We start from the raw sequence: 15957 nt of genomic DNA, 5'->3' as shown, positions 1-15957 counted from the left end.
TTTCCCACCGCCACCCGCACCGGCAGCGGCAGGGCTTACGGCCACGAAAGGCAATCATGTAGCGTGTAGCTTTACACTTTACAATTTTTGTGGTACGATGCGCTGCATGACTGAACATCCTTCTCCGCAACACCCCGGCACTTACGTTCGAGAAAACATCATCCCCAAGGGCATGAATGTCACCGCCGCCGCCAAGAAACTCGATGTCAGCCGCGTCACCTTGTCCAATTTCCTTAACGGCAAGTCCGATCTCTCACAGGAGATGGCTGCGCGCCTCGAAGTCGCGTTCGGCGAGCCCGCCCGAAAATTGCTCGACCTGCAAAGTGCGTGGGACGCGGCGCAGCCGAGACGTGCAGACCTCACGCCCAAAATAAGCTCTTACGTTCCGCCGTTCCTACAGATCGAGGCTTCGAAGATCGAAGCATGGGGCGGATCGGGCATCATGCCGCGCCAGCGGCTCGCCGTGTTTCTGCGCACGCTTGTAAACTCGACGGGGTCCGGGCTTACGAAGGTCGACTTCCCTGGTAACGATGATAGCGAGCGCCCTGGCTGGGACGGCGAAGTCGAAGCGGAGGGCGCGACGCCGTGGGTTCCGCAGGGCCGTTCGGGTTGGGAGTTCGGCGTCAATCAGAACCCGAAAAGCAAGGCAGACGGCGATTTTGCCAAAAGCGTGAAAGGCGTTGATGCCACCAAGCGCAATGAAATGACGTTCATCTTCGTCACACCGCGCAGGTGGGCGGGCAAAGACGAGTGGGTGAAAGCACGCAAAAAGGAGAAGCAATGGAAGGACGTTCGGGCCTACGATGCGAGCGACCTTGAGCAATGGCTTGAGCAATCCATTCCCGGTCAGACGTGGTTCGCCAACGAAACCGAGCAGGATGCGCATGGCGCGATCGCGCTCGATGAGGTTTGGAAAATTTGGGCGGCCGACTGCGAGCCGCAATTAAAGCATTCGCTGTTTGACGACGCGCTTACCGCTTACCGTTCGACCTTGAAACGCGCCGTCACGTCTAACCAATGCAAGCCAATCATCATTTCAGCGGACTCGCGCGACGAGGCCCTTGCGTTTCTTAGCGCCGGGTTCGCCGCCGACGATCCGGATCTCGGAAGCTTCCGAGATCGTGTGATCGTATTTCGCGAGACAGGCACGCTCAGCAAGCTTGCTGCGCAGGTCTCGAACTTCATTCCTGTGATTTTGTCGCGCGAAGTCGAAAAAGAGTTCGCGCCCTACCGCGCTTCGATGCCTTCCTTCATCGTCTATCCGCGCAACGCCACCACCTCCGATCCGGACATCACGCTCGAAACGCTGAACTACGAGGCGTTTGAGAAAGCGCTTGGGGATATGGGGATCGGCCACGAGCGCGTGCAAACGCTCAGCCGGGAGACGGGCCGTTCGCTGACCGTGCTTCGCCGTCGGCTCTCGCAACTGCCAGCCATTCGGAAGCCGGATTGGGCGGAAGACAAGAAGATCGCCGCGCAGATCGCGCCCTTCCTTCTCGCTGGTGCGTGGAAGGCCGATAACAAGGCCGATCAGGCAATGCTTGAAGCGCTTTCGGATGATATCGATTTTGATGAACTCGAACGCCGTCTCAATGACCTGCTGCCGCTGGAAAGCGCTCCCGTGTGGCGGGTCGGCGCGTACCGCGGTGTCGTCTCCAAAATCGACGCGCTTTTCGCCATCAAGGACGTAATCCTTGAAGCCGATCTTGAGCGGTTCTTCACCGTCGCAAGCTTGGTACTGGAAGAACCCGATCCGGCGCTTGAATTGCCTGAAGACAAACAATGGGCGGCGGGCATCTATGGCAAGTCGCGTGAAATCTCCGGTGCGCTGCGAGATGGCATCGCGGAGTCCTTGGTGCTGCTTTCTGTGTACGGCGCTGAACTGTTCAAGGGACGTTTGAACTTCAACAGCGAATGGCGCGCTGAAAAGCTCGTGCGGGAAATCTTGGAGCCGCTCACGCTTCACACGTTGGAATCGCAGTCGAGCGATCTTCCTCTCTATTCCGAGGCGGCCCCGGAACCGTTTCTTTCGATCATCGAAACTGACCTAAAGACCGAGGAACCAGCTTCGCTCGCGCTGATGAAGCCTATGTCTAATGCGATTTTCGGCCGGTCGCACCGGACAGGCCTGCTGTGGGCACTCGAGAATCTCGCGTGGTCGGCGCGACTCTTCATGCGTACCGTCCTCGTTCTCGGCAGGTTGGCCGAGCGGGCTATCGACGATAATTTGGTCAACAAGCCGTCATCGAGTTTGTCGGCGATCTTTTGCTCTTGGATGCCGCAAACGAGCGCCGATCTCGAAGCGCGGAAAAAGGCTCTGTCAAAACTCGCGGAAACCTTTCCCTCGGTTGCTTGGCCGATATTGATCGAACAGTTCGAGCAAGGTTCTCGTGTCGGGCATTTCAGCCACAAGCCGCGGTGGCGGCCCGACGGACACGGCTATGGGAATGTGGTCACACGAAAGGAAGGTAACGAGTTTGCCATTCATGCGCTGCATACGGCACTCGCATGGCCGAACCACATGCTCTCAACTATCAGCGACTTGGTGCAGAATCTCGATGGCCTCGACGACTCGTTGAGACCGAAAGTTTGGGATGTCGTTGACGATTGGATCAAGGACGCCAACGATGCGGATCGTGCCGCCCTTCGCGAGAAGATCAGGGTTTCTACGTTTACGAGACGCGCGTTACGGCGGCGGAAGCTGGAACCCGAACGCGGCGTAGATGAACGCGCACGCGCCGCATACGAAGCTCTTGAGCCTATCGACCCTGTGCTGCGTCACTCTTGGCTGTTCAAACAAGCTTGGGTGGATGAATCCGCAGACGAGATTGCCGCCGACGAGCCCGACTACGAGAAGCGCGAAGAACGCATTTCCCAGCTTCGCCAGTCGGCCATCGAAGAAGTGCTCGCGTATGGCGGTATCAGTGAAGTTTTTCGTCTCGCTGAATCAGGACAGGCGCAACATACTGCGGGGTGGTATTTGTCGAAGGCTATTACTGACCTCGCTTCCCTCAAAGCAGCACTTCTAGAAATCGCCGACGGTCGACCCGTTAGCGGGGGTAAGGCATCCTTCATTGGTGGCGCACTTAACGAGGCTACCAGTCGCAAGCTGGGATTGCTCGAACGTTTAATTGCTGACCAACCCGATGAAGTCATGCTTTCGATCCTGCTCATCGCTCCGTTCGAGCAATCCACTTGGGATGTGGTGGAAACGCTGAGCGACGATCTGCAATCTTGCTATTGGCAGGACATCGCGCCCGGCTGGAACCGAACCGACGACGATGTGCGATATGCCGTCAGGAAGCTTGTCGAAGCGGGCCGACCGCGTGCCGCCTTCAACTTCGCTCAATTCGACCTCAAGAAATTGCGCGCCCAAGACGTGTTTGACCTGCTCAAGGCGATCGCGGGTGGTTCGAATGAGACGTCGAAAACCTATTTGCTCGACCCGCACCATCTCCGCGATGCCTTCAAGCTGTTGAACGCGAGCGGTCAGATGGACACCGATGAGATGGCAGGCCTCGAGTTCCAGTTCGTCGACATTTTCGACGAAGACAATGAGGTTGGGCTCGTGAACCTTGAGCGCCGGATCGAAGCGCACCCGGAGCTGTTCGTTGAGGCCGTCAAGTATAGCTTTATCCGCGATGACGACGGGGAAGACGCGTCCGAACCGGAACTGACAGAGACGCAACGCTCGAACAGGGCGAGCTCGTGCTACAGAATGCTGGACCGCCTCCGCCAAACTCCTGGCCATGATGATGGCGGAGCGCTCGTCGCGGATCGTATCGTCTCTTGGGTGGAGCAGGTTCGCGCCGGGTGCACAGCGATTGCAAGGGGCGACATCGGAGATCAGATGATTGGCAAGCTCTTGTCGCACGCGCCGAAAGCGGAGGACGGCATTTGGCCCTGCCTTCCGGTTCGCGATGCGCTCGAGCAGGTCATGAACGAGCATTTGTCTCGCGGCCTTACCATCGCGATGCGTAACTCGCGGGGGGTGCACTGGCGGGGAGAAGGCGGGGCTCAGGAGCGTAGTATCGCCGCCAAATACGCTGGCTGGGCGCAGTCGATGGAATACACGCATCCTCGCGTCGCAGCGATTCTGCGCGGTCTTGAAGCGAGCTACCTGCGTGAAGCTGATTGGGAAGACAACGAAGCGAAGATCACGCGCCGGATGCGTTACTGATGACAGGCAACGATCCAACCTCAGCCTCCGAAGTCATCACGCGCACGACGATTCATGATATGCCGCGGGATGCGACTTTCAAGCAAGTGCGGACGAGAATTTCGGACGCCGGACGCCGCCGCCTTCTTAGCTGGGGCATGGATTTCGACAGCCGTGCGATGACTCTAGGCACGAAGATCGAGGAGCATTGGGAACCTCAGGTCAAGGAGATGTGGGCGGCCAATCAAGAGCACATTCGGCAGAGCTTAATCGCGCAGTTTGGCGAGCAAGCCATCGATCAAAAGGTTGAGAATTTTCTCTGCATCGGTGCCAAGCCGATGTCGGTGATTGCCTATCACAACCGCTTTTTTGAGCAGGTGCGGCGCTCCTTCGTGATGCTGGACTATTACCCCGCTCTCGTCGGCGCATGCGCTTTGGGAGAGCGCATTCTCAATCACCTGATTTTGGACATGCGCGACTTTTTCAAAGGAACACCCGAATACAAGCAGGTCTACCGGAAGGACTCGTTCGACAAGTGGGAGGTACCCATCGACACGCTTGAGGCTTGGGGCATTCTGCTACCCGAAGCAGCGGCCGAGTTCCGTGCGCTCAAAGTTCTTCGGCATCGCTCGATTCACTTCAACGTCGGCACTTACTCAACGCTTCGCGCAGACGCGCTAGCCGCTGTTATCCATGTGAGCACAATCATCGAACAGCAGTTCGGGAGTTTTGCGGTGCGACCGTGGTTCATCTCCGGCACCAAGGGACATGTCTTCATCAAAAAGGGATGGGAAACTCACCCCTTCATACTGACCTACTTCGTGCCAAATTGCCCATTTGTCGGGCCGCTTTTCGGCATGGCCCCAGTTCAGAACGGGGCTTGGAATATTTTCGACAAAGCCGATTACGGCGACGGCGCATGGACTGATGAAGAGTTCGCGCGAGAGTATAATGAGCGCGACCCGAAACAAGTCGTCACGGGCCGGTCTCAGGAGCGTTCGTACCTAGCCTCCGCAACGCTGGTTCATCGTCGAGGAGAGGAATGACATCTTTCGACTTCGACCGCGTTGGCCGCTACGTTTCGGAAAGGAGCGGGAAGACGCTAAGCTCGCCCCCCGTTCCGGGGTGGAGAGGCTAATGAGTGGTTTGATCGATGCACTCCCCCGAACAAAGCCGCACCAAGACATCGAACATCAGAACCCGATGAATAATGACAGGTCAGCAGCGCACCGCCTAAGGTCGAGGCAGCGGCAAATCGCCGAATACCCAGCGAAAAATGAGATTCAGGAAAATCGATGAAGATTCAATCGACATGATTAAGCGCCTAATCGCCGAAAACGCGGTCGGCCGGGCGGACGCCGTTAAGAATCCAAAGGGCTCGGCGCGCGGTAAATACAACCGCCGCAAGCAATCGCTCGCGCATGCGCTGCAGCAAATGCGCATCGCCATTGATGATCTGACCGAGCAGAAGGGCACATTGTACAAGCGCGACGAGGTCGAGACGCTCCAGGCCGCGATCAACGAGTTGATCGAGAAGACCGGCTTGATCGCGCCCAGCCAGGAACCGGCTTTACAAGAGGAACTTGACGGGTTCATGGACATGCTCACCAATGCGAAGCCGTGGATGCCCCCGTCGAGAAAGCAAATGGAGGCGCTGTTCTCCGAACTCGGCCTCACTTATGTTCCCGACGAGGACGATGCCGGGGATTAGGATGGCGCCCCAGCTGCCTGATCCCCACCCTGGCGAGCCATGGATGATCGGTTTTGGGGAACACAACGGTTGGCCGCGAACGACCGACCGTAGCCGCGATGCTGATGGACCGCTTCGACCGGCGCGAACGGCAGCTTCAATCATTACCGGAGGTTCATCGGGAACGGAGTATCGTCCGACTTTGGTCGCCAATTGCCGGTCTCTTCTTCTGGCTTCTAAAAGCTCTCCGGGAGAAGCATCATTTCGTTTCGCAGTCCGGGTCGGCTCATCATCTCGGCGACTTCTGTCAGCCGCTCTGCCATTGATGCGAGCAGTTCGGTTTGAAGTGCCCGCAATTTTTCGCCACCGGCAAAGGGCGGGGCGAAAAGATCGCTGCGTCCTAAGCCATTCAGTAACTTGAGAAGCTCCCAGTCGCGGAGCACCTGGATTGTCCCCGTTTCATCCTTGAACGCTGCGATGACGATCCGCGTGATCGACTGGTCCTGGCCAGTGACCTGGTCTTCGACGGACGCAATCAACAGGGGGCGATCTAGCCGAGCGCAAGTGGCGAGGCATGCTTCGGTTCGTTCTCCCTCTTTGAGAGCCCGATCAAAGAGTACGTGACCGATGCCGAGAAGACGTGTTGGTCCTTCCGACGCGCCTAACTTCGCATGACGGTCAAACATCAACCCCTTGTAGCGTGGCTGCATAGCATAGTCTTCATCGACCCAGGGTTCGGGCGCAATCACTTCGAACCCTTCGTCACGGCGCAACACTCGACGGCCTTGATGTTCCATCGTCATGATGAAGAAGCGTTCGAGGTCCGGTAGATCGACCTGTGGTAGATTGCGGCCAACCGAAGCAAAGTCGAAGCGCGCCACGTTGCCGAGCATAGATTTGACCTTTCGGACCAGATCCTCTCCGCCGATAGTTGCGCTCTCGCGATTGAACCACTCATCAAGACTTTCGCGAGGACGTGCTTGCCCCTCTGCAAACAGCTGTTCGAAGGTGCCAGGCGCCGTCATGCCGATCACCAGCTGGCTGATGTCTTCCCGCTCATCCATCGCCACGTCGAGCGTACGCTGAATGCGTTCAAGCTTGGTATTGAGCAGGTCCCAAATGCGGGCTTCGACCGTGTCGGGGTTGCGCAGAATATAAACCTGAACAGGCCGGGTTTGGCCATAGCGCGACAATCGCCCCACTCGCTGATGCAGCCGCATCGGATTCCAAGGCATGTCGACATGGATTAGGGTGGCGCAGCGCTCCTGCAAGTCGATCCCCTCGCCGGCCGCTTCTGTTGACACCAGGAAGCGCACTTTACCGCCGTTGAACGCCTCGGCGGCCGCATCGCGCGCCCAGCTTCTCGGGCCCCGCGTGCTGTCTTCGCGAGCGAGGTCGTCGAGCCGCTCGTCGCCATTGATGAATGCGCAGCAACCATGTCCGAAGCGAGCGTGGAGCGCATCTACCACCATAGCCTGCGTAGCCTTGTACTCGGTGAAGAGCAGCACGGGTTCGCTCGGCGGGAGTTCACTTTCGATCAGCTCAACAAGTCGGTCGATTTTGCGTTCCTGTCGGATCGGCTCTGCCAGTTCGAGCAGCTCTTCGAGGCGGGCGACTTCATCGTCCATCAATTCGGCCAACATTCGGCCCCATGCATCTTCGTCGGCGCGCGCGCGGTCATCGAGTGTATCGTCCCCATCGCCTTCGGAAATTGTCGCAGCGGGTGGGCGCATAGACTCAGCCAACTCCGCCAGTCGTGCACGCCGCTTTGCGAGCGCATTACGAATTGCAGCAATTGAGCTGGCCGCCAGCTTCTGCAGAGCGATCAAGAGCAGCATTCGTTGAGATTGCGCGCGCGCTCCAAGAGTGGAGGCATAAGCACGGCCATCGATAATGAAGGCGCTCAGCGTGTCATAGAACGCCCGCTCCTCTGGGCTGAAGCTATACTCGCGCGAGCTCACCGTGATCGGGGTGAATAGACGCTTGCCATTTAGATCTGTGACTGTCGCCTTGTTGTTCCTGATCATGTAGTCTGGGAGCCGTGCAAGCTGCTCATCAGGATCGCGATCAGGTCCGAAGACTTCGCGGTCGAGCAGGCTCAGAAGGGACAGAAAACCATGATCCTTGCCCCGATGGGGGGTGCCCGTGAATAGTAAGAGAGATCCAATCCGGCGCCGCTCTTCCATGGCGCGTAGCAATTGAAATGAGAGAGTCTCGCCGGTCCGTTCGTCGGTATTCAGGTGGTGAGCTTCATCTACCACGACCGCGTCCCAGGCATCGGCGGCAAGAAATCGGCTTGTGTCTTCCCGGTCTTCGGTAATTTCCCGACGCAGAGTGTGGATCGAAGCGACGACCATGTTCGCTGTATCCCAGAAATCAACCTGCCCGGTATCAACAGCCCGGTCATATACCTGCAGCCGGATGTCGAACATGGTCCGCATGCGCTTCTGCCACTGCGGTACCAGCTTGGCGGGGGCAAGGATGAGTAAGCGGCGCACTTGCGCGCGGGCGACCAACGGCATGAGCACGAGCCCGGCCTCGATCGTCTTTCCGAGGCCAACATCGTCGGCGACCAGCCAGCGGAAAGGGTAGCTACGGTTAACCCGGTGGCAGACCCAGAGCTGGTGCGGCAGGAGCTGCACACGCGAGCGGGAAAACACCCCCCACTGATCGTTGACCGAACGGATCGCCAGTGCGCTGGCTCGCAGCAGTGCATCAGCGCTTGGGTCGAGCGTGCCAGTCGAAAGCGCCTGTTCCAGCGATCGTACTGGCGACAGTTGCTCGCGCGGGACCTGCTGAATTGCAGGCCCAAACCGGACGAGTATGAATTCACCCATGTCGGCTAGAACGTGACCAGTTCCGTGGCGCGGGTGGCTTACCGGTGTGTTCTGGGAAAAGGGCTCAGGCATCATCGTCCTTGTCTTCGTCGAGATCGTCACCAGACCAGCCTTCGCCCACGGCATTGTATAGAATGTTGTTCAATCTGTCGCGGTGCTTGGCCAAGGTGATGATGTGCAGAGGCAAGTCCCCATCGCCATTGAAGCGAGCTTCGTCTCCAATGCGACAGTGAACGGCGTCGTGCAGGTTGCGTCCGGCATCTACGCCGTGATCGAAGGATCCCGTGCCGAGCCGCTGCATTAACCTTCGGACCCGGTCCGCCGTGCTCCAGCCATATGGCAACACTATTTCGGCCTGAGCCTGTGAATAGATCCCCTTCCGCGCCAGTTCGCGCAAAACCCAGTTCGCTCCTATCCCCAGCGACCGGGTCAGAGGGGGAGCGAAAATGCCCATGCGTCCGGCCGCAGGCGAGGAGCCTGGGCGCAATTGATTCCCGAGACTGACCGGGCCCTCCTGCTGGATTATCGCAGGCAGTTTCCTAAACAACTTGCGATAATCATCGAGGTGACGGGCGATCAGGCATAGATCTGTTAGGCAGCGGCGCCAGATCATATAGTCTTCGCGAGCGTCTGGTTCGCTCCAAGCCCGAAGGCGGTCCACGAAGGGCTCAAGGTTGTCGGCAGCTGGATTAATCGTTGAGAGGCGGTGCCACCAGCCCTCGGTCATCGCATTCGTTACGAAGCTCCGGGACTGGTCTGGTTTGATACGCCCAAGGGTCTGGAATGTCGCCAGCGCAAGAAGGGTAAACCAGGCTTCAGCGCTGTCCTCTTGTAGATCGTCGAACGAAAAGCCATCCTCTGGATAAACACTGCGCTCATACGCAGGAATCAGCACTGCGCGTTCCCTCTTCCACCAATCTGCAATTTCCAGAAGGGCAGTCTCGGCGTCAGTAGGCGTTCGCAGCACCGCACCAGGAGCGGCTGAGGGTGAAGTGCCATAGTAGCCAAGCTTGGCAAGCAGGCGCATACGCGCCTCATATTCAAGTGTTTGTAGCAGCGGGTAGTCGGCCAATGCGGCCCCAGTGGGAAGCCACGTCGCGGCTTCGGTCAACACATTCACGGTGCGCTGATCAGCATCAACAAGGTAACAAAGTAGCGCCCGTTGCCTTTCCTGCGAGGCTGTTGCACTCCTTGCCCACCCCTTCCATACGGCTTCATTGTGGCCTGCCTGCTCGCGTGCGAACATGGCTAGCTTCAACCCGTCTTGGCTGTAGTCTAAAGCCAATCTACCTGCGGCTGATGCGAAGTCGGCGCGCGCTCGCTCGTCTGGATCGTCGCTTTGCGGGAATGCCAGCAAGCGGATTGGCTGCCATGAACCGTCTTGTGCCTTCCAGTTCCGCTCCCGCAGAATGCTACGCAACGCTTCGTCTTCTTCCTTGGATGCTGCTGCCCGGAGCTCCTCATCAATCGCTGGGGACAACAACTCTGCGAGAGCGGGATCGATGCCGATTTCGGGAGCGACAAGTTCGATGAGTTTAGGAAGATCCAGCGCCTTTCCTCGTGGCAAATCGAGCCTGCCCAGCAAATCTGCCGTGTCCTTGCTGATCATGCTCTCGCGCCATGGATCAAGTGCAGACCACTCCTGCAACAGTCGGTGAACTTCCCGGAAGGCAAGCGCTCCGTCGAGCCGCCACGAAATATCAGCCGCGCGAGCGGTTCCACCAAAGGCCAGCGGAACAACTGGGCACTGCGCCATTAGCAGGGCCAGTCCGCGGCCTTGGCCATGAAGCTCACGTTGAGGCTCACCTGACTCAAGATCGGGGACGAACAACCCGATCAGGGCTTGCCAGAAGGCATCCTTGCTGTCCGGAGCTATGCCCAGCTTGCTGGCCAGATCGTCCCAGTTCGTTTCGCTGGCTTCATGCAGTGCGATGAGTCGTTCGGCCAACCGCTGGCCAAGTCGTGCAAAAAGCGCTTCGTTCTCTTGGGCTGAGCCGGAAAAGTGACTGCGACCAGGATCGACCGGAAATGGTCCTTCCATCAGCCATGCGCCCTTCCGGGCAACGCCTACAAGCGGGACCAAATGCCAGAACTGGGCGACATCCCTAAGCAAAGCGTAGGGTCCATTGCGTCCGATAGCGACGAATAGTCGAAAGCCTTCGGCGAGGTCGAAGCGCAGTGCCTGCCGTCCGCGATCGAGGGCTACACCTGCCACGCCGCTAATCAACTCGCGGACATCATTGCCGAAACAGGCCGGCTCCTGAGTTCCGTCGATCAGTTTGATTTCGCCGCTGCGCCCCAAGGCGGCGAGCAAGGGCGCGGCGTCGCAGAAAGCCTCCCACGCTGCTTCAGCTTCCGGACGGTGGTCAGCAGCGATTGGGATGTCGATCAACGTCGCCTTGCGGCCGCGGTCGTTATAGGGTCCGGCCTCGGCTTCTCCTTCCTCCCAAGCGATTGGCAACATGCCGCCAGCAATACGCAAGGTCACCCCGGCGCTTGCAAGTCCCACACTGTCCGACAGCATATGCACTGTCTTGAAGCCCAGCCCGAAGCGGCCGGTGATAGCATCTCCCTCTTTGGCGGAATGACTGACTGCGAGCATGTGTGCCAAATCGCGTTCATGCCCTTCGCGCTCAGCCTTTTGTCTGTCAGGTCCGGGCTGGTTGATGGGTCTTCCCCAGTGGATGAGGCGGATACGATCAAGCCTGCCATCCTCTTCCCGTTTTGCTTCAACCTGAACTCGGACTTTACCCTTGTCGTCCCATTGCACCTGTGCATCGACCGCGTTCTGATATAGTTCAAAGAGGACGCGGTCAGGTCGATAACCCATCTCCTTGATCTTGGTGCGCATGGCCTCGAGCAATTCGGCCGCGCCTTGCGGAGATTGTGCCGCCTCCCACAGCCCATCGCGCGCTGCTTCCGGGTCGGAGTATTTTGCGCGGTGATAGGCTGCAACAGCTTGGCGGATCACGTTGCCAGTTCGGATACCTTCCAACCTATCATGCAGCACCTCGCGCAATTCGTGGCGGGCATCCTCGAGCGAAACCTGATCACTGCCGAGATACCTGTCCAGCAGATCCAGTAGAGCCTGGCGCTGCTGGGGCCACGCCAGCAGCAAAGCGGGCGCGAAGTCATGCACGAATTGACGGAGCAAGGCTTTGGCCTCGTCGGCGCTGTTTGGATCGACATGCCCGAGCACAAGCTCCCACACGACTACTCGGGAATCGATGTCTTGCCGGGTTCGTTCGCGCTGTCGGCATTGGATCAGTAAGGCATCGCCGCGGCCGGATAGCGGAGCCTTGAATAGTGTGCCCGCGATCGAGCGTACCCAAGCCATCCCGCCGTCAGGAAAGCGGACTTCAAACCGCAGTTCTTCCAGTCGTTTAGGAAGCGCCGTTGGGTCGAGATCCAAGGCGGCGGGCACTTGGTCAAGGTCGTAGGCAATACGGTCGAAGGCTAATTGTCCCTGCCACAGGCTTGCCAGCTCGCGTGTTTCCTCACCTCGGCCTGTCATCGCCAGAGCAAGCAGAATGCCATCTCCGACATCGTGCTTTACCAATGGGCCGAACGCGCGCTCTAGCGCTTGTGCCAGAGGCATTTGGCTATCAAGTTCGGCGTCCGTAAGAGCTGAGACATCTGGGACATCGACACAAGCAGCATAGCGGCGCTCCAGTAGGGCTTCAGATGCAAGAGCCGCGGCATCATGGGTCACCGTATCGGCTCTCACGAAGTTGTCATTGCCGTTCGGAACCAAAAGGTCGGCCGGTAGGTGGCCATTGGTCATCTTCAGCTCGGCGATATTGGCCTTGAAACCGGCAAGATGTAGCCGGCGGGCGACCTGTTCATTTGCGCCCCTTTCAGCCAGCCCAGCCAGGGCATTCATTTGTGTCAGGACCGTCGCAGGTTCTGGCCTTGGCAGGGTTCCCGCCAGTGCAATTAGGTCGGTATCGGGGAAGTCCTCTGTCAGCGCGGATGCGAGCAATGTCCAAATACCGCTGCCCATTGCATGCATTCCGAGCCCATCCCCGGCACGGGCGATGCGGCGCAGATCCTCAAGGTGGAGTGCTGCATCAAGGCACAGACCTCCCACGTGCGCCTCAGCGAGGGATTGAAAGGCTAACGCAAACGAGCTTTGCCGGTCCGGCATTATGCCCGCCAAGCGCTCGCGAACTGTCTCGTCGCGCAAGGAAGCGGGTAGTTGATTGGAACAAAGCAAGCCATCGTTCGTGCCGATAAGCTCAGCCCAGACATTTTCGGCCGGTGTGGGCAGCTCAAGTACTTGCGCAGGCTGCCATGCCTTCCCGTTTGCGCCGATCCATGCGGTATCGCGCAAGGCGTCGGTTAGGTCGGCCCCAATGTTGCCGGTGGCCTTGATCGCCTCACAGATTTCAGCGGTCAGCTTGTCTGGATCGGGCGCCGCCAGTGCCGTACGAATGATTGCATTCGGACCCCATTTGTCGATCAACCGGTTCTGCCGGGCGCTAGCGGCTTGGTCGGGCCATAGATCCGCCAGTCTCGCAAAGCTGGCGAGGCTCGCGGGCACCTGCGCGCGTTGACCCAGAAATAGGGCAGTCGCCGGATGGAGAGTGTCATCGTGAACGCTGCGATTGAGCGGCAGGTGCCTCAATACGGCATCGTCGATAGTTGACTGCAGCAGAGCTTGGGCAGTCGCCGCGTCAATCGGCGGCAGGGTTCCCTGACAGCGAGCGTCGTCCAGCCAGTGCCCCAACAATGTAATATCTAGAGGCTTGAGGCCAACTTTGTCGCGGACCTTGTGAAGCTCTTTCGCAGTGGCTGAAGAGATAAAACGCGCTTGACGGTCCGGGCACAAGCGATCGACGAGCTGATCAAGCGCCTCGCTGAAGCCGGTCAACTCTATGAGCTCAACGTCACCACCTAATTCCGTATCCTGCGTGATGAGGCGCCGCAGATCGTCGACCGACGCATGGTCGCGCAAAAACTCGGCCAATTCTCCGCATCTCGCAGGATCACCATAGCGTTGCGCCCGCTGCACTACGGCTACCAGGCTCTCTTTGCGGTTGGTCGACGCGCAACCCTCAATTCCTCCGTCACGCAAATCCAATCGGTAAATGGCAGGGGCAGCAACCGCCTCGGCGAGGAGGTCCAGTTTCGGGTTGGGTCCAGCATCGAAAAGCAGGCCATTGTTCTGTAGGGTCAGAACGGTTTCAAGTGACAGGCGTTCAGCCGCCGAGTTCTGCATCTGGTGAGCAGGAATGACCTTAAGGTATCGCCCAGTTTCATTCCGCGCGAGCTCTTCAAACCGGGGGCCGTTGCGCAATACTTGGCCGACCATGGTAGCAGCTTGAAGGCCTGCTTGCCCGCCTTGGATAAGCTGAGGTTCAAGAGCGCTTAGCAACGCGACTGCCTTGCTGAGGCTTATTGTAGGCTGGAGGGGGACCGGACCATCCAACCAGATCGACTTTACCGGCAGGGCAGCGGCGGCCAATGCTGCAATAACGGGACGGCTATCGATCGAAGGCGGAAGGAAAAGAAGTTGCTCTGGGGGCAGATGCCGAACCACCGCTTTGAGGCGATCTGCTGCTGCAAAACTCTGATCTACACCCGAGCACGCCAACCGGAATTGATCGGCAAGGGCCTCGCGGGTCAGGGGGCCAGCTTGACCTTCCAAGAGCGCGCCAATGGTTTCGGCTACTGGTCCCTTTGTAAATGCGGCAGGCCCGACTTTACGGACAATTTCCGCGAGCTCACTGTCGGGCCAAGTCGGCGCGGTTTCAGCCAATACCGTGCCAAAGCACAGCGTCAGCCCCCGAGAAGTGCACCAAGCCTCGAGGCTTGGAATTGCCTCCTTAAGCCGCGGAAGTGTCGTCGTTGTGCCTACCGGTACAGGGCGTAACCCATCTGCTTGGACTACCTGCCATGCGGGTGTGCTGCTGCCTGCCCAGCAGCGAGCGAGAGCCCTTCCTCTGCAAGCATCGGCGGCATTCTTCATCCACCACCATCTGTCATCGCGAGCGGTTAGGGCATGAACCAATGCATAGCGTTCCTGATCGCTGTCTAGGGCAGCGAAGCCATCAGCCAAGGCATCCAGAATGAGCGGTAGGGTTGCCTCGCGTCGTAACGTTTCATTCCAGAGGGATTCGATGGTCCCATCTTCAGAGTTGATTGAGCGGCGGTCGCTAGACACGAAGAAATGTCCGTGCAGCAACAGTTCGATAATCTCACTGCCTACTGGCAATTCCAGATCGAGCAGCGGCTCGCCCACAGGCAGATAGACGACATCGCGAATTCTAAGCCTTGGGCGATTATCGCTAGCCATACGGCGGCAAACTATTACCGCCCCGTGCGGTTCAGCATCAGCACGCACTGGCTCGTCGTAAAGATCGAACGTAGTCGGCCAGTCGCCCCGCTCCTTGAGGCTGATTGCATGCCCGGAAGTGAGACGCGTTTCGCGGCCACAAAAGTGGATCAGCCCTTGAGGCCCATTGAAGCTGCCAGTCAGCCTACGATCTGCGACGGCTGTGTTGGGGGAAGACAGGGCGGTAAAGGCACCCTGTCGTTCATAGCGTTTCGTGTTGCCTTGAGGCTGAACAATATCAAGCACCGAGATGTTGCGCAGACAGCACAGCACCGACGACAGTTCTTCACTGTTTATCAGCTCGTCAATCGCACTTTCTGGCGTCCATTCAGCTCTAGTGAGTGACAATCCTCCGCCCGGCGTCAAGATCTTGCTGCGCAGCGGTACGGCTATCACCATGCCGCCATCCATTTCGTTCGCCTTGGCCCAGTCATCGAGCAAAGCGACATCAACGGCTTCGACATATCGCCACGCCTCGCCAGCGTTCCTCGCGGCGGGAATCTCCTCAAGCGGGTTGAGTATCTGTAATCGAGGCTCGGCGGCCGGCCCATTTGGTCCGACGAGACGGGCCTGAGCCAAGAAGGCATCGCAAAGATGAAATATAGCCTTCTGGCCCAAGCCGAAGCGTCCGACCGAGGCAGCATCACCGCCCTTGGTGCCGCCGCTTGATCGATTCAGTGCGTCAAAGTGAGCATTGGTTACCGGCCCGTCGTTTGCAATGATAAGTCCGGGGGCTTGAAGCAGTGGATTACGGGCATCGTTGAACCCGCTGTGGCCACATATGACGATCCTTCTCGCTTTCGCATCATCGGCGTTCTGAATGAGCTCTTTGAACACTGGGAAGCCCGACCTGTAGCGGTCCCGCAACAAGTTCTTGAGCTCTGTGACGATCGCAGTCTGAGGGGTCTGATAGGCGGTCATACTTTATTGATTC

Annotated in this window: 5 protein-coding genes; 3 read left to right on the top strand and 2 right to left on the bottom strand. The window is 58.5% G+C overall.

Annotation, left to right across the window (positions count from 1 at the left end; all coding sequences use genetic code 11):
• The first annotated feature begins 106 nt into the window (after positions 1–106).
• From PS060_RS01070 to PS060_RS01060, 3 genes are all read left to right on the top strand, one after another.
• Complete coding sequence (locus PS060_RS01070) at positions 107–4180, top strand: HigA family addiction module antitoxin (RefSeq protein WP_273984898.1); 4074 nt, start codon at positions 107–109, stop codon at positions 4178–4180.
• Positions 4180–5205 (top strand): hypothetical protein, encoded by a 1026-nt coding sequence (locus PS060_RS01065; RefSeq protein ID WP_273984897.1) that lies wholly within the window; start codon positions 4180–4182, stop codon positions 5203–5205. The genes PS060_RS01070 and PS060_RS01065 overlap by 1 nt, the downstream gene beginning before the upstream one ends.
• A 230-nt stretch (positions 5206–5435) precedes the next feature.
• Entirely contained in the window at positions 5436–5870 is a 435-nt protein-coding gene (locus PS060_RS01060) for a hypothetical protein (protein WP_273984896.1), read from the top strand.
• Between the two features lie 215 nt (positions 5871–6085).
• Here PS060_RS01060 and PS060_RS01055 read toward each other — a convergent pair whose 3' ends face one another.
• Positions 6086–8788: a DEAD/DEAH box helicase gene (locus PS060_RS01055; protein ID WP_273984895.1), complete on the bottom strand. Its 2703-nt coding sequence runs from the start codon at positions 8786–8788 to the stop codon at positions 6086–6088.
• Positions 8751–15944: a sacsin N-terminal ATP-binding-like domain-containing protein gene (locus PS060_RS01050; protein WP_273984894.1), complete on the bottom strand. Its 7194-nt coding sequence runs from the start codon at positions 15942–15944 to the stop codon at positions 8751–8753. Before PS060_RS01050 ends, PS060_RS01055 begins: the two co-directional genes overlap by 38 nt.
• Positions 15945–15957: the final 13 nt, after the last annotated feature.

The sequence above is a fragment of the Erythrobacter sp. BLCC-B19 genome (assembly GCF_028621955.1).
Lineage (GTDB): Bacteria > Pseudomonadota > Alphaproteobacteria > Sphingomonadales > Sphingomonadaceae > Erythrobacter.
Note: the sequence above shows the minus strand (reverse complement) of the source record. Positions and strands in the feature narration are given on the sequence as shown.

Bases quoted from the DNA above. Each gene is read 5' to 3' on its own strand.
- PS060_RS01050 (WP_273984894.1), bottom strand. From the start codon at position 15,944: ATGACCGCCTATCAGACCCCTCAGACTGCGATCGTCACAGAGCTCAAG.
- PS060_RS01060 (WP_273984896.1), top strand. From the start codon at position 5,436: ATGAGATTCAGGAAAATCGATGAAGATTCAATCGACATGATTAAGCGC.
- PS060_RS01065 (WP_273984897.1), top strand. From the start codon at position 4,180: ATGACAGGCAACGATCCAACCTCAGCCTCCGAAGTCATCACGCGCACG.
- PS060_RS01070 (WP_273984898.1), top strand. From the start codon at position 107: ATGACTGAACATCCTTCTCCGCAACACCCCGGCACTTACGTTCGAGAA.